Annotated in this window: 16 protein-coding genes, 2 rRNA genes and 1 riboswitch; of the genes, 14 read left to right on the plus strand and 4 right to left on the minus strand. The window is 70.1% G+C overall.

Annotated elements, in window-relative coordinates; translation table 11 throughout:
• The 12 genes from ACGF2Y_RS10080 to ACGF2Y_RS10135 all read left to right on the plus strand — a co-directional run.
• Positions 1 to 72: ribosomal RNA gene (locus ACGF2Y_RS10080) — 23S ribosomal RNA — on the plus strand; the annotation flags it as partial.
• Between the two features lie 79 nt (positions 73 to 151).
• Positions 152 to 268: ribosomal RNA gene (gene rrf / locus ACGF2Y_RS10085) — 5S ribosomal RNA — on the plus strand.
• 158 nt (positions 269 to 426) lie between these two features.
• Positions 427 to 1035 carry a CDP-alcohol phosphatidyltransferase family protein gene (locus ACGF2Y_RS10090; RefSeq protein WP_392944773.1) on the plus strand — a complete coding sequence of 203 codons (609 nt, stop codon included), beginning with the start codon at positions 427 to 429 and terminating at the stop codon, positions 1033 to 1035.
• Positions 1036 to 1147: 112 nt separating this feature from the next.
• Positions 1148 to 3643, plus strand: coding sequence for a sugar phosphate nucleotidyltransferase (locus ACGF2Y_RS10095; RefSeq protein WP_392944775.1), 2496 nt, complete (start codon positions 1148 to 1150; stop codon positions 3641 to 3643).
• Between the two features lie 95 nt (positions 3644 to 3738).
• Positions 3739 to 4653, plus strand: coding sequence for a DUF881 domain-containing protein (locus ACGF2Y_RS10100; protein WP_392944777.1), 915 nt, complete (start codon positions 3739 to 3741; stop codon positions 4651 to 4653).
• On the plus strand, positions 4650 to 4982 hold the full coding sequence (locus ACGF2Y_RS10105) for a small basic family protein (RefSeq protein ID WP_003970459.1): 333 nt from the start codon (positions 4650 to 4652) through the stop codon (positions 4980 to 4982). The genes ACGF2Y_RS10100 and ACGF2Y_RS10105 overlap by 4 nt, the downstream gene beginning before the upstream one ends.
• A gap of 5 nt (positions 4983 to 4987) precedes the next feature.
• Positions 4988 to 5800: a DUF881 domain-containing protein gene (locus ACGF2Y_RS10110; protein WP_392944779.1), complete on the plus strand. Its 813-nt coding sequence runs from the start codon at positions 4988 to 4990 to the stop codon at positions 5798 to 5800.
• A 190-nt stretch (positions 5801 to 5990) separates the two neighbouring features.
• Positions 5991 to 6770, plus strand: a complete 780-nt coding sequence (locus ACGF2Y_RS10115) for an FHA domain-containing protein (RefSeq protein ID WP_392944781.1) — start codon at positions 5991 to 5993, stop codon at positions 6768 to 6770.
• Positions 6771 to 6811: 41 nt separating this feature from the next.
• Entirely contained in the window at positions 6812 to 7555 is a 744-nt protein-coding gene (locus tag ACGF2Y_RS10120) for a MerR family transcriptional regulator (protein ID WP_392944783.1), read from the plus strand.
• A gap of 53 nt (positions 7556 to 7608) precedes the next feature.
• Complete coding sequence (locus ACGF2Y_RS10125; RefSeq protein ID WP_033327106.1) at positions 7609 to 8082, plus strand: bifunctional nuclease family protein; 474 nt, start codon at positions 7609 to 7611, stop codon at positions 8080 to 8082.
• Between the two features lie 168 nt (positions 8083 to 8250).
• Entirely contained in the window at positions 8251 to 8877 is a 627-nt protein-coding gene (locus tag ACGF2Y_RS10130; protein WP_392944786.1) for a MerR family transcriptional regulator, read from the plus strand.
• A gap of 118 nt (positions 8878 to 8995) precedes the next feature.
• Positions 8996 to 10450 (plus strand): DNA polymerase IV, encoded by a 1455-nt coding sequence (locus ACGF2Y_RS10135; protein WP_392944788.1) that lies wholly within the window; start codon positions 8996 to 8998, stop codon positions 10448 to 10450.
• On the opposite strand, the gene ACGF2Y_RS10140 is transcribed toward ACGF2Y_RS10135, so the two are convergent.
• Complete coding sequence (locus tag ACGF2Y_RS10140) at positions 10372 to 10743, minus strand: PRC-barrel domain-containing protein (RefSeq protein WP_392944790.1); 372 nt, start codon at positions 10741 to 10743, stop codon at positions 10372 to 10374. The two genes, ACGF2Y_RS10135 and ACGF2Y_RS10140, sit on opposite strands and share 79 nt — an antisense overlap.
• A gap of 133 nt (positions 10744 to 10876) precedes the next feature.
• A riboswitch (glycine riboswitch) is annotated at positions 10877 to 10974 on the plus strand.
• A 193-nt stretch (positions 10975 to 11167) separates the two neighbouring features.
• Here ACGF2Y_RS10140 and gcvP point away from each other — a divergent pair.
• Positions 11168 to 14053: an aminomethyl-transferring glycine dehydrogenase gene (gene gcvP / locus ACGF2Y_RS10145; protein ID WP_392944792.1), complete on the plus strand. Its 2886-nt coding sequence runs from the start codon at positions 11168 to 11170 to the stop codon at positions 14051 to 14053.
• A gap of 105 nt (positions 14054 to 14158) precedes the next feature.
• Here the strand turns inward: gcvP and ACGF2Y_RS10150 are convergent, their stop codons facing one another.
• The gene (locus ACGF2Y_RS10150; RefSeq protein ID WP_392944794.1) at positions 14159 to 14365 is read right to left on the minus strand and encodes a DUF5999 family protein; all 207 of its coding nucleotides are present in this window, start codon (positions 14363 to 14365) and stop codon (positions 14159 to 14161) included.
• 326 nt (positions 14366 to 14691) lie between these two features.
• Positions 14692 to 15276 carry a hypothetical protein gene (locus tag ACGF2Y_RS10155; RefSeq protein ID WP_392944796.1) on the minus strand — a complete coding sequence of 195 codons (585 nt, stop codon included), beginning with the start codon at positions 15274 to 15276 and terminating at the stop codon, positions 14692 to 14694.
• A 493-nt stretch (positions 15277 to 15769) separates the two neighbouring features.
• On the opposite strand from ACGF2Y_RS10155, the gene ACGF2Y_RS10160 reads away from it, so the two are divergent.
• Positions 15770 to 17275 (plus strand): glutamate--cysteine ligase, encoded by a 1506-nt coding sequence (locus ACGF2Y_RS10160; protein WP_392944798.1) that lies wholly within the window; start codon positions 15770 to 15772, stop codon positions 17273 to 17275.
• A gap of 276 nt (positions 17276 to 17551) precedes the next feature.
• Here ACGF2Y_RS10160 and ACGF2Y_RS10165 read toward each other — a convergent pair whose 3' ends face one another.
• A complete protein-coding gene (locus tag ACGF2Y_RS10165) occupies positions 17552 to 17977 on the minus strand; it encodes a hypothetical protein (protein WP_392944800.1) in 426 nt (141 codons plus the stop codon).
• Positions 17978 to 18264 lie beyond the last annotated feature (287 nt).

The raw sequence follows: 18264 nt of genomic DNA on the forward strand, positions 1-18264 counted from the left end.
TTGATAGGCCAGATGTGGAAGCCCGGTAACGGGTGGAGCTGACTGGTACTAATAGGCCGAGGGCTTGTCCTCAGTTGCTCGCGTCCACTGTGTTGGTTCTGAAATAACGAACTGCCGTGTTTTCATCCGGTGTTGGTTAATTTCATAGTGTTTCGGTGGTCATTGCGTTAGGGAAACGCCCGGTTACATTCCGAACCCGGAAGCTAAGCCTTTCAGCGCCGATGGTACTGCAGGGGGGACCCTGTGGGAGAGTAGGACGCCGCCGAACAATTTTTCCGGGAAAGCCCCGCACCTTTTGGTGCGGGGCTTTTCTGCGTTCCCGGGCAATTGCATACTGACTTCGCTCCACCCCCGTGCGCCGGACGGGGGAACCTGAGGGTAGGGTCAGGGGGCATCATTGGCACGTTCTTCACAGGAGGCCCCCGGGTGGAGGTCCAGGAGACTCGGGTCCAGACGGACCGGGTCCTCACCATCCCCAACATCCTCAGCATGGCTCGCCTTGTCGGGGTACCGCTCTTCCTGTGGCTGATTCTTCGCCCCGTGTTCGGAGGGCCCAACAGCGACAACTGGGCGCTGCTGGTGCTGATGCTGAGCGGCATCAGCGACTACCTCGACGGGAAGCTCGCCCGCAAGTGGAACCAGATCAGCAGCCTCGGCCGGCTGCTGGACCCGGCGGCGGACCGCCTCTACATCCTTTCCACCCTGGTTGGCCTCACCTGGCGTGAGATCCTGCCCCTGTGGGTCACCGCGGCCCTTCTCGCCCGGGAGCTGATGCTTCTCGTGATGGTGGCCATCCTGCGACGCCATGGCTATCCGCCCCCGCAGGTCAACTTCCTCGGGAAGGCTGCAACGTTCAACCTGATGTACGCGTTCCCCTTGTTGCTGCTCAGCGACGGGAGTGGTTGGCTGGCCACACTGGCTGCCGTTTTCGGATGGGCGTTCGCAGGATGGGGTACAACGCTCTACTGGTGGGCAGGAATCCTCTACGTGGTTCAGGTCCGCCGGCTCGTGAAGGCGGGCGCAGTAGCCGATTGAGCTCGTTGATGCGGTGCCGCGCAGTGTGGCCGGTCCGCGGTAGATGTTCTGAATGATGCTCCGGCGGGCGAAATCGGCTAACCGTCGTCTCTTCTAGGAGGACGTTTCCGATATGAAGGCCGTCGTGATGGCTGGCGGCGAAGGCACACGTCTTCGTCCCATGACCTCGAGCATGCCCAAGCCGCTTCTGCCCGTGGCCAATAGGCCGATCATGGAGCACGTCCTGCGGCTGCTCAAGCGGCATGGGCTCAGTGAAACAGTAGTGACCGTCCAGTTCCTTGCCTCCCTCGTCAAAAATTATTTCGGGGACGGCGAGGAACTCGGGATGGAGCTCACCTATGCCAACGAGGAGAAGCCACTCGGCACCGCGGGCAGCGTGAAGAACGCCGAGGAGGCGTTGAAGGACGACACGTTCCTCGTTATTTCCGGTGATGCGCTCACCGACTTCGACCTCACCGACCTCATCGCGTTCCACAAGGAAAAGGGTGGCCTCGTCACGGTCTGTCTGACCAGGGTTCCCCATCCGCTGGAATTCGGGATCACCATCGTGGACGAGGACGGTCAGGTCGAACGGTTCCTGGAGAAGCCGACCTGGGGGCAGGTCTTCTCGGACACCGTGAACACGGGCATCTACGTCATGGAGCCCGAAGTCTTCGACTACGTCCAGGCGGATACCTCGGTCGACTGGTCCGGTGACGTCTTCCCTCAGCTGATGAAGGAGGGCAAGCCCATCTACGGCTATATCGCCGAGGGCTACTGGGAGGACGTCGGCACACACGAGAGCTACGTCAAGGCCCAGGCGGACGTCCTGGAGCGCAAGGTCGACGTGGAACTCGACGGCTTCGAGATCTCCCCCGGCGTGTGGGTCGCCGAAGGCGCGGAGGTCCACCCCGACGCCGTGCTGCGCGGGCCGCTGTACATCGGCGACTACGCCAAGGTCGAGGCGGGCGCCGAGATCCGCGAGCACACGGTGGTGGGGTCGAACGTCGTCGTCAAGACGGGCGCCTTCCTCCACCGGGCCGTGGTGCACGACAACGTCTACATCGGGCAGCACAGCAACCTCCGGGGCTGCGTGGTCGGCAAGAACACCGACATCATGCGTGCGGCCCGGATCGAGGACGGCGCCGTCATCGGAGACGAATGCCTGGTCGGCGAAGAGTCGATCATCCAGGGCAACGTGCGGGTGTACCCGTTCAAGACCATCGAGGCCGGCGCGTTCGTCAACACCTCGGTGATCTGGGAATCCCGAGGACAGGCCCACCTCTTCGGAGCGCGTGGGGTCTCCGGAATCCTGAACGTCGAGATCACGCCCGAACTGGCCGTGCGGCTGGCGGGCGCCTATGCCACGACCCTCAAGAAGGGCTCCACGGTCACGACCGCACGTGACCACTCCCGAGGCGCCCGTGCCCTCAAGCGGGCCGTCATCTCGGCCCTCCAGGCCAGCGCCATCGACGTCCGGGACCTGGAGAACGTGCCGCTGCCCGTGGCACGCCAGCAGACCGCCCGGGGCAGCGCCGGCGGCATCATGATCCGTACGTCGCCCGGGGTGCCCGACTCGGTGGACATCATGTTCATCGACGAGCGGGGCGCGGACCTCTCGCAGGCGCAGCAGCGCAAGCTCGACCGCGTCTACGCACGCCAGGAGTACCGCAGGGCCTTCCCCGGCGAGATCGGCGACCTGCACTTCCCGTCCAGCGTGTTCGATTCGTACACCGGATCCCTCCTGCGGAACGTCGACGTGGACGGCATCGCGGACTCCGGGCTCAAGGTCGTCGTCGACGCCTCCAACGGCAGCGCCGGGCTCGTCCTGCCCAGTCTGCTCGGGCGGCTCGGCGTGGACGCACTGACGATCAACCCCGGGCTCGACGAATCGCGGCCCACCGAAACCGCCGACACCCGGCGGGCCGGTCTGGTGCGGCTCGGGGAGATCGTGTCCTCCGCGCGGGCGGCCTTCGGGGTGCGGTTCGACCCGGTGGGCGAGCGGCTCTCCCTCGTCGACGAACTGGGCCGGATCATCGAGGACGACCGGGCCCTGCTGGTCCTCCTCGATCTCGTCGCCGCCGAGCGGCGCAGCGGTCGTGTGGCCCTGCCCGTGACGACCACGCGCGTCGCCGAGCAGGTGGCGGCCTACCACGGCACCCAGGTGGAGTGGACGACCACCTCGCCCGACGACCTGACCCGGGTGGGCCGTGAAGAGGACACCATCTTCGGAGGAGACGGGCGCGGAGGGTTCATCGTTCCCGAATTCAGCAGTGTCTTCGACGGGAGCGCCGCCTTCGTCCGTCTCATCGGGCTCGTCGCGCGCACCCAGCTCACCCTGAGCCAGATCGACGCCCGCATTCCCCGGGCGCATGTCCTGCGCCGCGACCTGGCGACGCCCTGGGCGGTCAAGGGACTCGTCATGCGCAGGGTCGTCGAGGCGGCCGGTGACCGCAGGGTGGACACCACCGACGGGGTCCGCGTGGTCGAGGCGGACGGGCGGTGGATCATGGTGCTGCCCGACCGGGCGGAGGCCGTCACCCATTTGTGGGCGGAAGGCCCGGACGACGCCTCCGCGCAGGCGCTGCTCGACGAGTGGGCCACGGTGGTGGACAGCGCGGGCGACTGATGCGATGACGGTGCGCCGCGACCTCCGGGCAGGGGCCGCGGCGCACCGGTGGGGCCATTCGGCGGCAGCCGTGATGACGTGCGACGATGTGCGGCATGTCGCAGCAGTCCCCCGATCGGAGCACAGCCTCGCCGCCCGCGCGTCCCGACGCCTCCATGTCGCTGCTGAACAACGTGATGGACCACAGCCTCGACGACGGATACGCGGAGGCCTCGGCGCGGCGCAAAGCCGACGGGAGCGCGGGGCTGCCCCGTACGCTCAAGTCGAAGCTCGGCCTGGCCGCCGGACTGGTGGTGGCCGCCCTCGTGGTCACCCTCGGCGCCGCCGAGGCGCGGATCTCGGCGCCGGTCCTGGCCAAGGAGCGCGAAGAGCTGATCGACCGCATCGACGCGGAGACGCAGGCCGCGGACACGCTGGAGTCGGATGTCGACGAGCTGCGTTCCGATGTGAGTGAACGCCAGCGCAAGGCTCTCGAGAAGCACGGCGGGGACCAGGGAGAGCTGGTGGCCCTGCTGGCCGGAGCGACCCCGGTCGAGGGCCCCGGCGTGAAGCTGGTCGTCGACGACGCGAAGAGCACCGACCAGGGCGGCGGCGGGCCACGCGAGTCGACGGGGTTCGCCGACACCGGGCGGGTGCGCGACCGGGACATGCAGCGTGTCGTCAACGGACTGTGGGAATCCGGGGCCGAGGCCATCGCCATCAACGGGCAAAGGCTGACGGCACTGTCGGCCATCCGGGCCGCCGGCGACGCCATACTGGTCGACAACAGGCCGCTCGTACCGCCGTACACGGTGCTCGCGGTGGGGGACGGGAAGAAGCTCGCGACCGCGTTCCAGGACAGCGCCGACGGACTGTACCTGCAGGCGCTCAAGGAGAGCTTCGACATCCGCACCAGCATCTCCGATCAGTCGAAGGTGCGGCTTCCGGCCGCGCCCAGCCTGATCGTCCGTACAGCAGAGCCGAAGGCCGCCGGCAGTGGTGCGGCAGACACAGGGAAGGGCACATCGTGATCGCCGTACTGGGCCTCGTCGTGGGAGTCGTGGTCGGACTGTTGGTCCGGCCCGAGGTGCCGGCGGTGGTCGAGCCCTACCTGCCGATCGCGGTGGTAGCCGCGCTCGACGCCGTCTTCGGAGGTCTGCGGGCCATGCTCGACGGCATCTTCGTCGACAAGGTCTTCGTGGTCTCCTTCCTCTCCAACGTCGTGGTGGCCGCGCTGATCGTCTTCCTCGGCGACAAACTCGGTGTCGGCGCTCAGCTCTCCACGGGTGTGGTGGTCGTGCTCGGCATCCGGATCTTCTCCAACGCCGCCGCGATCCGCCGGCACGTCTTCCGGGCTTGAGGCCGATGAACAACGACGAGAACCCCCGTAGCGAACAGCCCGGCGGCGGCGCGTCCGCCGTCCCGGACGCTCCCGTGCCGTCGCCCGCGGTCGAGGAGGTGTCCGGCCGGCAGCGGCTCAGGGCGGGGCTGTGGCCGCCCCGGCTGAGCCGGGCCCAACTCATCGTCGCCGTCCTGCTGTTCGGGCTCGGTCTCGGGCTCGCCATCCAGGTGCGGTCCACCAGCGACGACAGTGCGCTGCGCGGCGCCCGGCAGGAGGACCTGGTCCGCATCCTCGACGAGGTCGACGACCGGACCCAGCGTCTGGAGGACGAGAAGCAGCGCCTGGACGATCAGCGCGCCGAGCTGGAGAACAGCTCCGACCAGGCCGAGGAGGCCCGGAAGCAGACGCTGGAGAAGGAACGCCAGCTGGGCGTCCTCGCGGGCACCGTGGCGGCCGAGGGCCCCGGCATCACGCTGACGATCACCGACCCCTCGGAGGCGGTCGCGCCCGACATGCTGCTCGACGCCATCCAGGAACTGCGGGCGGCGGGGGCCGAGGCGATCGAGGTCAACGGTGTGCGGGTGGTGGCCAACACCTACTTCTCCGGGGACGCCGGGGACGTCCGGGTGGACGGCAAGAAGATCGAAGCGCCGTACGAGTTCGCGGTGATCGGCAAGCCGCAGGATCTGGAGCCCGCCCTCAACATCCCCGGCGGGGTGGTCCAGACGCTGGAGAAGGAGCAGGCCACGGTGCTCGTGGAGCGGTCCGACGACATCGTCGTGGACGCCTTGCGACCGGCGCAGCGGCCTGACTACGCTCGGTCGTCGCCCCCGTGAGCCGGACCGGCGTGATGGCCGGTGGACCGGGTCGGACGGTTGCGGGGGGTCGGCGCACCGGATTGGTGGTGCGTGGTGGAAACTGTCGGGTGGATACGGACGTTGTGAAGATGTCCGGGTCGGCAGGTGTGTTCAGTCAGGGTTCGTCCTGCCCCACGGGCGGGTCTATGTCGGTCAAGGGGAATCGCCCGTGAAGTTGTTTGCGAAGTTGTTCGGGAAGAGTGCACGCGAGGACAGCAACAGTGCTGCCCGCCACCGCGCGCCGCGCCACGGTCAGGGCGAGGAGCAGGAGACGGAGCGTCCGCTCTTCCGTGACGAGGTGTCCGGAGTCCCGGGTGGTGACGGCGTGTCGTCCGTTGACCCTGCCGGTGCCGGACGCATAGGTTTCGGCGAACCATCAGCCTCGAGTGCGGGTGGAGGGTTCACCCCGGAGGGCTCGTCGATGCCGGTCTGCACGAGGTGCGGTCACCGCAACGCGGAGGGCGGCAGGTTCTGTTCCAACTGCGGCGCGCCGCTGCGGGGCGGTGTTCCCGAGCGTCCCTCGGAGACGACGTCGACGATCTCCATCTCCGGTCTTGAGGCGTACGAGGCGGAGGCGACGGGCCAGACGGCTCTGCCCTCGCTCTCCCCGGAGGCCCAGGCCGCCGTCGACGCGCTGCCCGGCGGCTCGGCGCTGCTGGTCGTGCGGCGCGGCCCGAATTCCGGGAGCCGCTTCCTGCTCGACAGCGACCTGACCACGGCCGGCCGTCACCCGCAGAGCGACATCTTTCTCGATGACGTGACCGTGTCGCGGCGTCATGTGGAGTTCCGCAGGAGCCCGGACGGTAGCTTCACCGTGGGTGATGTCGGCAGCCTCAACGGCACCTACGTCAACCGTGAGCGCATCGACTCGGTCCAGCTGTCCAACGGCGACGAAGTCCAGATCGGAAAGTACCGCCTGGTCTTCTATGCGAGCCCGCGGGGCGTGTGACCGGCCCCGGACTCCGTCCGGGGGGACCCCCAGGAAGGCCCATGCTGCGAACACCGACAGGCGGTGCCGGCCACGGCACCGCCACCGCGCAAGCGCGCCCGATGAGCATCGGAACGGTGCTCGTCCAGCTGCGCGACGAGTTTCCCGAAGTCACCATCTCCAAGATCCGGTTCCTGGAGGCCGAGGGGCTCATCGAGCCGCAGCGCACTCCTTCCGGATACCGGAAGTTCGCTCCGCATGATGTGGAGCGCCTGGCGCAGGTGCTCCGCATGCAGCGGGACCACTATCTGCCACTGAAGGTCATCCGGGAGCATCTGGACGCGCTGGCCCGGGGTGAGCAGCCCGTCCTGCCCTCGCCCGGCGACCGGCGGGACCTCGCCGACGGAGTGTGGGAGGCCGGTCCCGGGGCGCCGACCGCCGCCCGGATCGGGCGTGCGGAGCTGCTCGCGGCGGCCGAGGTCGACGAGGACCGGCTGGCCGAGTGGGAGTCCTACGGGCTCATCGTCCCGGCCCCGGAGGGCGGCTACGACGCCGAGATGGTGACCGTCGCCAAGCTGGTGGCGGATCTGGGGCGCTTCGGTCTGGAGCCGCGTCATCTTCGCGCCATGCGGGCCTCCGCCGACCGGGAGGCGGGGCTGGTGGAGCAGCTCGTCGCGCCCCTGCGCCGGCACCGTAATCCGCAGACCAGAGCCCATGCCGAGGCCACCGCGAACGAGCTCGCCGAGCTCTCCGTACGGCTGCACGCGGCACTCGTGCAGAGCGCTCTGCGCAGCCGTCTGCACTGACCTCGGCGGAGCCCGACTACCCAAACATGGCGAGCACGTCCTAGGGTTGCTGTGTGAACGAGCTCGACGTTGTCGGTGTCCGGGTGGAAATGCCCTCCAACCAACCGATCGTTCTCCTGCGTGAAGTGGGAGGCGACCGGTACCTCCCCATTTGGATCGGTCCTGGGGAGGCGACCGCGATTGCCTTCGCCCAGCAGGGCATGGCTCCCGCCAGGCCGCTGACCCATGACCTGTTCAAGGATGTGCTCGAGGCCGTGGGCCAGGAACTCACCGAGGTCCGCATCACGGACCTCCGTGATGGGGTCTTCTACGCGGAGCTCGTCTTCGCCAGCGGAGTGGAGGTGAGCGCCCGGCCCTCCGACGCCATAGCGCTCGCTCTGCGGACCGGCACGCCGATCTACGGCAGTGACGGTGTGCTGGACGACGCGGGCATCGCGATCCCCGACGAGCAGGAGGACGAGGTGGAGAAGTTCCGCGAATTCCTCGACCAGATCTCTCCGGAGGACTTCGGTACGAACAGCCAGTGACCGTCCCGCAGGGGTGCCGTCAGCGCATCCGACAAGCCTTTCCCGGAAGCGAGACACGGGAAACCACCCTCAGGGTGATTATCACTCGGCGTGCCGAGTGTGGCGATCGTTGACGCACCCCGAGTGACTGCCTACCTTCGAGTGGGCAGGTCAAGGACGGAGGTCGGCGTGAGAAGCAGCGGCGACGGTACGGCGGCAGGTGGGCCGTATCCGCAGCACGGCAGTGGAGCCGACCACGCCATCAGGCAGCCGGTTCAACCGGCAGCGGTGGCAGCGGGCGGCGTGGCAGCGGCGAGCGGTGCCGGCGACATCGGCTATCGCGGACCGACGGCGTGCGCGGCGGCGGGGATCACCTACCGCCAGCTGGACTACTGGGCACGTACGGGACTGGTCGAGCCCAGTGTGCGCCCGGCCTGCGGGTCGGGGACCCAGCGTCTCTACAGTTTCCGGGACGTGGTCCTCCTCAAGATCGTCAAGCGGTTCCTGGACACCGGGGTCGCTCTGCAGAACATCCGCACCACGGTCCAGCATCTGCGGGCCCGCGGGTTCCAGGATCTTGAGCGCATGACGCTGATGAGCGACGGGGCCACGGTTTACGAGTGCTCCTCGCCCGACGAGGTCGTCAGCCTGCTCCAGGGCGGGCAGGGTGTCTTCGGGATCGCCGTCGGCGTGGTCTGGCGGGACGTGGACGCGGCGCTCTCGCAGCTGCACGGCGAGCGGGTCGACACCGGCGAGACGCTTGTCGGCCACAACCCCGCGGACGAGCTGGCCAGGCGCCGCAACCGCGCCGGCTGAGCGCTCCGGACGAACAGCACGGCGGGCAGCACGACGAACAGCGCGACGGGACGGTCCGGCAGCCCCAGGGGGGCGCCGGACCGTCCCGTTGTCAGTGCGGTAGGGCAGCATCGACGGTGTGAGACCCGCGCCCACGATCCTTCATCTGGACATGGACGCCTTCTACGCGTCGGCGGAGCAGGCGGCCAAGCCGAGCCTGCGCGGCAAGGCGGTCGTGGTGGGCGGTCTCGGCCCGCGCGGAGTGGTCGCCACCGCCTCGTACGAGGCCCGGCGGCTGGGCGTGCACTCGGCGATGCCCACCGCGCAGGCCCGGCGGCTCGCACCGAACGCGGCCTATCTGGTGCCCCGCTTCTCCCTGTACCGGACGGTGAGCGACCAGGTGATGGAGCTCCTGGGACGGCTGTCGCCCCTGGTGGAGCCGCTCAGCCTGGACGAGGCCTTCGTGGACCTGGAGGCCGGCGGGACGGCGGACGACTCGGCGTCGGCCCGCGCGACGGGGGAGGAGCTGCGGGCGGCCATCCGGGCGGTGACCGGTCTCAGCGGATCCGTCGGACTTGCCGGCTCCAAGATGCTCGCCAAGATCGCCTCCGAGGAGGCCAAGCCCGACGGGCTGCTCGTCATCGAGCCGGGCACCGAGCGCGAGCTGCTCGCCCCCATGTCCGTCCGCATCCTGCCGGGGGTCGGCCCGGCCACCGGGGACCATCTCAGACGCGCGGGGATGACCACCGTCCACGACCTGGCCGAGGCGGGCGAGGCGGAGCTCGTACGGCTGGTCGGCAAGGCCCACGGCCACGGGCTGTACCGGATGGCGCTGGGGCTCGACGACCGGCCGGTGGTCGCCGAGCGGGACGCCAAGTCCGTATCGGTGGAGGACACCTTCGACGTGGATCTGCACGACCGGGTGCGGGTGCGTGCCGAGGTGGAGCGGCTGGCCGTCCGGTGCGTGGAACGGCTGCGCGGCGCCGACCGGTCGGGCCGCACGGTGGTGCTGAAGGTGCGCCGCTACGACTTCTCCACGCTGACCCGCTCCGAGACCCTCAGAGGCCCCACGGACGACCCCACGGTGGTCCGTGAGGCGGCGGGGCGGCTGTTGGAGTCCGTCGACACCACGGGAGGCGTACGGCTCCTGGGGGTCGGCGTCACGGGTCTCGCCGACTACACCCAGGAGGACCTGTTCGCCCAGGCCGCCGACGCCCGGGAGCACGCACAGCGGACCCAGGAGCACCGGGCACCGGCGGTGGAGGGCGGCGAGGAGACCGCCCCGGAGCCCGAGTCGGACAGTGCGGAGCCGCTCGCAGCCCGGCGCTGGCCCGCCGGCCACGACGTGCACCACGAGGAGCACGGGCACGGCTGGGTGCAGGGAAGCGGCGTAGGCCGGGTCACCGTCCGGTTCGAGGAACCGTGGAGCGCACCCGGCCGGGTCCACACGTTCCGCGTCGACGATCCGCTGCTGCGGCCCGCCGACCCGCTGCCGCTCGTCCGCGAACCGGCCGGCTACTCCTCCTGGCCCGCCAGCCTGCCGAAGTCCCGGTCGGACCCCGGATCCCCCGGGGGCGCGGAGTCGAGCCCGTAATGGCGGTAGAGCTGCAGTTCCTGCTCGGGCGAGAGGTGCCGGCCGACGCCGAAGTCCGGCGCGCCCCTGATCAGCGCGCGGTCGAAGGGGACACGCAGCGCGTCGTCGACGAATTCGCTGGGCTCCAGCGGGACGAAGGCGTCCCTGCTGAACAGGCCGGTGCGGACGGCCGCCCACTCGGGTACGCCCGTCGCGTCGTCGAGATAGACCTCGTCCACCGTTCCGATCTTGGTGCCCTTGCGATCGAATGCCTTGCGGCCGATCAGGCTGCGCGGATCGATATCGGTCTGCACGGTGCCTCCCACTGGTCGCAACTGCTCGGGGTGGTCCCTGCTGCCCCACCAAGCACCACACAAGTGCAGATCCGTGGCGTCGGCCACTCGAGAGCTCCGGCGCACCGGCCGCTGGTAGGCTGGCAGTGGCTGCTGACCCCGTGCGGGAGAGTCCTCCGGTGCAGAATCCGGAGGCGCCGAAGGAGCAACTCCTCCCCGGAATCTCTCAGGCCCCCGTACCGCACGGACGAGGTCACTCTGGAAAGCAGGGCGGATCCGTGCGGGCGCAGGCCCGGGTGGACCCGACCCTCACCGACGGTGAAAGTCGGCACGCCTCCGGGCGGGCCGGTGAAGCTCTCAGGTTGAGATGACAGAGGGGGAGGCCGTCCGGGCACCCGCGCCGTGGTGCCCCTCGCAGGTCGTGACAGACCAGGAGGCCTCCACCATGACCCCCCGTCGCACTCCGCTCTCCCAGCTGGAGCAGGGCATTCCGTTCGAGCAGCGCCACATAGGGCCCGACGCCGGAGCCCAGGCGAAGATGCTCGCCCAGGTCGGCTACGGCTCCCTCGACGAGCTCACCGCCGCCGCGGTGCCCGACGTGATCAAGAGCGCGGAGGCCCTGAACCTTCCCTCGGCGCGCACCGAGGCCGAGGTCCTGGCCGAGCTCCGGTCGCTGGCCGACCGCAACCAGGTGCTCGCCCCGATGATCGGCCTCGGCTACTACGGCACCTTCACGCCGCCGGTCATCCTGCGCAACGTCATGGAGAACCCCGCGTGGTACACGGCCTACACGCCGTACCAGCCGGAGATCTCCCAGGGCCGCCTGGAGGCCCTGCTGAACTTCCAGACGATGGTCGCCGAGCTGACCGGGCTGCCCACCTCGGGCGCCTCCCTGCTCGACGAGGGCACCGCGGCCGCCGAGGCGATGGCGCTCGCCCGGCGCGTCGGCAAGGTGAAGAAGGGCGTCTTCCTGGTCGACGCCGACACCCTGCCGCAGACCGTCGCGGTGATCGAGACCCGTGCCGAGCCCACCGGCGTCGAGGTCGTCGTCGCCGACCTCAGCAACGGCATCCCCGCCGAGATCGCCGAGCGCGGCGTCTTCGGCGTGCTGCTCCAGTACCCGGGCGCCTCCGGTGCCGTGCGCGCCATCGAGCCCCTCATCGAGCAGGCCCACGAGCTCGGCGCGATCGTCACCGTCGCCGCCGACCTGCTGGCCCTCACGCTGCTCACCTCGCCCGGCGCGCTCGGCGCCGACATCGCGGTCGGCACCACCCAGCGCTTCGGCGTCCCGATGGGCTTCGGCGGCCCGCACGCCGGCTTCATGGCGGTCCGCGAGAAGTTCGCCCGCTCCCTGCCCGGCCGCCTCGTCGGTGTCTCCGTCGACGCCGACGGCAACAAGGCCTACCGCCTGGCCCTCCAGACCCGTGAGCAGCACATCCGCCGCGAGAAGGCCACCAGCAACATCTGCACCGCGCAGGTCCTGCTCGCCGTCATGGCCGGGATGTACGCGGTCTACCACGGCCCCGAGGGGCTGCGGACGATCGCCCGGCGCACGCACCGCTTCGCCGCGATCCTGGCCGACGGTCTGCGCACCGCCGGCGTCGACGTCGTGCACGGCGCGTTCTTCGACACCCTGACCGTGCGCGTCCCGGGCAAGGCCGCGGACGTCGTCGTGGACGCCCGGGAGCGCGGGGTCAACCTCCGCCTCGTCGACGCGGACCACGTCTCCGTCGCCTGCGACGAGACCACCACCCGGGCGCAGATCGCCGCCGTCTGGGCCGCCTTCGGAGCCGAGGGCGACATCGAGGCGCTGGACGCCACGGCGGCCGACGCGCTGCCCGGGGCGCTGCTGCGCTCCGACGACATCCTGACCCATCCGGTCTTCCACCAGCACCGCTCCGAGACCGCGATGCTGCGCTACCTGCGCAAGCTCGCCGACCGGGACTACGCGCTGGACCGCGGCATGATCCCGCTCGGCTCCTGCACCATGAAGCTGAACGCGACCGCCGAGATGGAGTCGGTCACCTGGCCCGAGTTCGGCGCGCTGCACCCCTTCGCCCCGGCCGAGCAGGCGCAGGGCTTCCTCACTCTCATCCGTGAGCTGGAGGAGCGCCTCGCCGAGGTCACGGGTTACGACGCCGTCTCCATCCAGCCCAACGCCGGTTCGCAGGGCGAGTTCGCGGGTCTGCTGGCCGTCCGGGCGTACCACCGTGCGAACGGCGACGACCAGCGCACCGTCTGTCTCATCCCGTCCTCCGCGCACGGCACCAACGCCGCCAGCGCCGTCATGGCGGGCATGAAGGTCGTCGTGGTGAAGACCGCCGACGACGGTGAGGTCGACATCGCGGACCTGCGGGCCAAGATCGAGCAGTACCGCGACGAGCTGGCCGTGCTCATGATCACTTACCCGTCCACGCACGGGGTGTTCGAGGAGCACGTCGCCGACATCTGCGGCGAGGTGCACGACGCGGGCGGCCAGGTCTACGTCGACGGCGCCAACCTCAACGCGCTGGTCGGGCTCGCCAAGCCCGGCAAGTTCGGCGGCGACGTCTCGCACCTGAACCTGCACAAGACCTTCTGCATCCCGCACGGCGGCGGCGGCCCCGGCGTCGGCCCGGTCGGCGTCCGCGCACACCTCGCCCCGTACCTCCCCAACCACCCCCTCCAGCCCGCCGCGGGCCCGGAGACCGGGGTCGGCCCGATCTCGGCCGCCCCGTGGGGCTCGGCGGGCATTCTGCCGATCTCGTGGGCGTACGTCCGTCTGATGGGCGGCGAGGGCCTCAAGCGGGCCACGCAGGTCGCCGTGCTGGCCGCGAACTACATCGCCAAGCGCCTTGAGCCGCACTTCCCGATCCTCTACAACGGCCCGGCCGGTCTGGTCGCGCACGAGTGCATCGTGGACCTGCGCCCGATCTCCAAGGCGACCGGCGTCTCCATCGACGATGTGGCCAAGCGCCTGATCGACTACGGCTTCCACTCGCCGACCATGTCGTTCCCGGTGGCCGGCACGCTGATGATCGAGCCGACGGAGAGCGAGGACCTCGCGGAGCTCGACCGGTTCTGCGACACCATGATCGCGATCCGGGCCGAGATCGAGAAGGTCGCCTCGGGGGAGTGGAGCGAGGACGACAACCCGCTGTCCAACGCCCCGCACACCGCGGCCGCGCTCGGCGGCGACTGGGAGCACGGCTACAGCCGCGAGGAGGCCGTCTTCCCGGCCGGGGTGTCCGCCGCGGACAAGTACTGGCCGCCGGTGCGCCGGATCGACGGGGCCTTCGGCGACCGGAACCTGGTCTGCTCCTGCCCCCCGCTGGACGCGTACGACGACTGAAGCCGCCTGTCGTAGGGCGTGCGCCGTGAGCGGCGGCGTACGCCGGACATGCGTCGGGGCCGGTGCGGAGATCTCTCCGGGCCGGCCCCTGTTTCGTACGACCGCTCAGGCGGCCTTCACCACACGGCCCGCTGCCGGCGGCCGGTGCGGGGCGATGATCTCCCCGTCGGGCAGCAGCTCGCCGGTGTCCTCGAAGAGCAGGACGCCGTTGCACAGGAGGCTCCAGCCCTGTTCGGGGTGGTGGGCCGTCAGGCGGGCTGCCTCCCGGTCGGGCGAATCGGCGGTGGGGCAGGGCGGTTGGTGCTGGCACATGGATGGGTTCTTTCGCTGCGTCGAGTCGAGTGTCCTGCGGCTGGATGAGGTGCTCATGGCCGCCCCCGTATCAGTCGGTCCGGTCCCAGTGTTGCCCTACGGGGAAGATTCCGCAGGGATTTCGCTGCAGCACCCGTACTCCTCCCATGACGCATCACCCGGGCGGACGGTTCACCGCAACTGCACTGTCCCTTTGGGTGGTTCGGGGTGGCCGGATAGGGCTAGTCCGAGTGGGCAGCACACCGCCCCCGCAGCGACCCCGTCCGCCGCCCGGCGTGCGGGCGGATCAGGGGCGCTGCGGGGGCGGTGTGCCGGGGCGGCGCCGGTCAGGCCGAGCTGAGGAGCGGCCCGGGGGCCACGCGCAGCGAGATGACGGGCAGCAGATCGGCGACCCGGTACGGGCGGTGGGCGGCGATGCCCGGCGGGGCCGGCGCCAGGGGCACCAGGACGTCCGCCGGCGCGAGCACCCCGCCGGCCGGGTCGGCCTCGGTGTCGCCGTGCAGCCAGAGGGTGAGCATGTACAGCTCCGGGATGGACAGCAGCCGTGCCTGGCAGGCGGTGGCCGATGCCTCCGCCTGCCGGACGGCCAGCTCGGTCGAGGCGAGGTAGGGCCCCTCGAAGAAGTGCGAGAACGTCCAGCCGTCGGGGGTGAGCACCGTGTCCGCCGCGGCGATCGCGCGGTCCTCGCTCCGGATCAGGAAACGCCAGGCCGCGAGGCGTGTCAGAGGCGCTCGCCGGGCGGGAGTGATCCGGTCCAGCACATGGACGGGAAGCGGTAGTTCGGGGCTCAGCGGTCCCTGGACGGACCGGAGAGCGGACGTTCTGGCCTCGCGGACGGCGGTGGGAGAACCGAGGGCCGCGAGAACGCTGCGCAGGGCGGGTGCGGGAGCCGAGGGGACATGCAGCGGCATAGTGGGTCGCCTCTCACTTCGGAGACACGGTGGAGCTTGGGCGGGTGCAGACGGCGCTGTCGGCATGCGGACATGCGGGGCCGGAGACGGCCGGTGACGGGCGAGTCGTATCAATTCTCTGCCTCGTTGAGCAGAGTTTATATGACGCACGCTCACACAGTGTTTCCGCTAGCAGCCGGGGATATGTCGTACAAGGCGCCATCCGGCCTTCGAATCGCGGTATTCCTGGTGATTTGAACTCTGGTTTCCTGCCTCGACCTGGCATCCTTCCGGCGGTGCGGTCGGCCGAAACTCGTCGGTGTTTCCGCCACGCATGCTCCGGCCGAAAATGCGGGGAGCCGCATGCCGCGGGAATGTGCCCCCGGTCTCCTTCAACCAGACTATCGGGTATCGGAGGCCCGTGGGGGCGTTACGGATCACTCTCGCTGGGCATTATCGATCGTGATGCGAGCGGCCTGGGCCGCGGGCCGCCCACTGGAGGAGGGACCCCTCGATGGGGGAGAAGGTCGTGGCGGTTGCCGTTGACCTGTCCGATCGACAGGTGTACCGCGCCAAGCTCAACCAGTGCCTGGAGGCTCTGGGCAGACTTCTGGCGGAGCGGAGGTTCGACCGTCCGCGGAACCTGATGGGGCTGGAGATAGAGCTGAATCTCGCGGGTTCCGACGGGATGCCCCGGATGATGAATCAGGAAGTGCTCCAGCGCATCGCGAGCCGGGATTTCCAGACCGAACTGGGGATGTTCAATCTCGAAGTGAATATCGTCCCGCACCGCCTCGGCGGCCGGGTATTCGATCAGCTCTCGGAGGAGTTGCGGACCGGCCTCGCCTATGCGCACCGCAAGGCGGGGGAGGTGGACGCGGGGATCGTGATGATCGGAATCCTGCCCACCCTGGGGGAGCGCGACGTGGTGTCCGCGAATCTCTCGGACGTGGACCGTTACACCTTGCTCAACGATCAAATGGCGGCGGCCCGGGGGGAGGATTTCGCCCTGGATATCGAAGGCGTCGAGCGATTGGTCTGTACCTCGCCCTCGATCGCTCCGGAATCGGCCTGTACCTCGGTCCAGCTGCACCTCCAGGTGACGCCGGCCCGGTTCGCCGACGTGTGGAACGCCGCCCAGGCGGTCACCGGCGTACAGATCGCGCTGGGCGCCAACGCCCCCTTCCTCTTCGGCAAGGAGCTGTGGCGGGAGTCCCGGCCGCCGCTGTTCCAGCAGGCCACCGACGTACGGCCGCCGGAACTGGTGAACCAGGGCGTGCGCCCCCGGACCTGGTTCGGGGAGCGCTGGATCGGCTCCGCCCACGAGCTCTTCGAGGAGAACCTGCGCTACTTCCCGCCGCTGCTGCCGATCTGCGACGACGAGGACCCCCTGAAAGTGCTGGCGGAGGGCGGGGTGCCCGAGCTGGCCGAGCTGGTGCTGCACAACGGCACCGTCTACCGCTGGAACCGCCCGGTGTACGGGATCGCCGACGGCGTTCCCCATCTTCGGGTGGAGAACCGGGTGCTGCCCGCCGGGCCGACGGTCACCGATGTGATCGCCAATGCCGCGTTCTACTACGGGCTCGTACGGGCGCTCGCCGAGGAGTCCCGGCCGGTGTGGAGCAGGCTGCCGTTCGCGGCCGCCGAGGAGAATTTCACCGAGGCCTGCCGGCACGGCATCGAGGCCGAACTGCTCTGGCCCCGGCCGGGCCGCTCCGGCCAACTGGCCAGGATCCCCGCCGTGCGGCTGGTACTGGAGGAACTGCTGCCGCTGGCGGCCGCGGGTCTGGACGCCTGGCACATCGAGCCCGCGGACCGGGACCGCTATCTCGGGGTGATCGAGGAGCGCTGCAAGCGGCGCGTCAACGGGGCCTCCTGGCAGGTGGCCACCTACCGCCGCGCCCTGGACGCCGGACTCGGGCGGAACGCGGCACTCGCGGCGACCACCCGCCGCTACGCCGAGCTGATGCACGCCGGGGAGCCGGTCCACACCTGGCCGGTGGGCTTCCCGGCCCCCTGAGGGCCGCCGCCGCGCCGGGCGCCGGTGACGGGTCCGGCTCCCGGGCCGGTCACCGGCGCCCCGCGACGCACGAGGGCAGTGACGGGTCCGGTTCCGGGCGGTCACCGGCGTCCGGCGACGCACGACGGCGGTGGCGGTGGCGGGTCCGGTTCCGGACCGGTCACCGGCGTCCGGCGCGGCCGGTTATCCGTACCTGTCACTCCTGTGCGGCGCGCCCGTTGTGTCCCGCTGCCATGACGGACTGCAGGATCACCGCCTGGATCTCCGCCGGGTCGCTCACCTCGTAGCCGCCGCACCGCCCGGCACCGGCCGCAGGCCCGCGAACGCGGCCGTGGGCCTCTCCCGGTGGGTCCCGCCGCCCGTGGCCGGGTCGCCGAGCCGCTTCGTCGGCATGGGCCGCCGGTGGTCCTTCTCGCCGTCCAGCGTGGTGGCGAACTCCCACAGCCCGATCTCGTCGTTCGGGGGGAACCGGCCCAGCGCCCGTGAGGCGGACGGCACCTCGGCCAGGGCCACCGGCGAGGAGGCCACCGAATCGGACGGGGAGACGGGAATGCCCTCGCCCAGCCCCTCTGCCGCCCCCGACGGCACCCTCTCCGGCCACAGGTCGGAATCGGGCAGCCAGACCTGGAAGTCGGGATCCGCGCCCCCGGCGGCGAGGGCTTCGGCGACCTTGTGCGCATCGCGGGCCAGCACCTCCACCACGAGGCAGTGACCGCCCGCCCCGGCCGCGTCCGTGCGGGCCTGCTCGGCTGTCGAGCGTACGGCGGGGGGCGATGTCGAGGACCAGCAGGGTGGCGATGGCGACCGTACGACGCCGGCGCCGGGGGCTCGGGAGGGCCCGGCCTCCTTCCGCCGCGTGGCTGTCGGGCAAGCTATGACGTCCCACGTCGGTGGTGCCCCTCCTTGAGGTGAAACAAGGAGAAGGGGGACCACACCATCAGCGATGGCGGTCGTCCCCCGGCCTGTCACGCATGATCTTCGTGCCTGCG

This window comes from Streptomyces sp. NPDC048142 (assembly GCF_043202835.1).
In the GTDB taxonomy this organism is placed as follows: Bacteria; Actinomycetota; Actinomycetes; order Streptomycetales; family Streptomycetaceae; genus Streptomyces.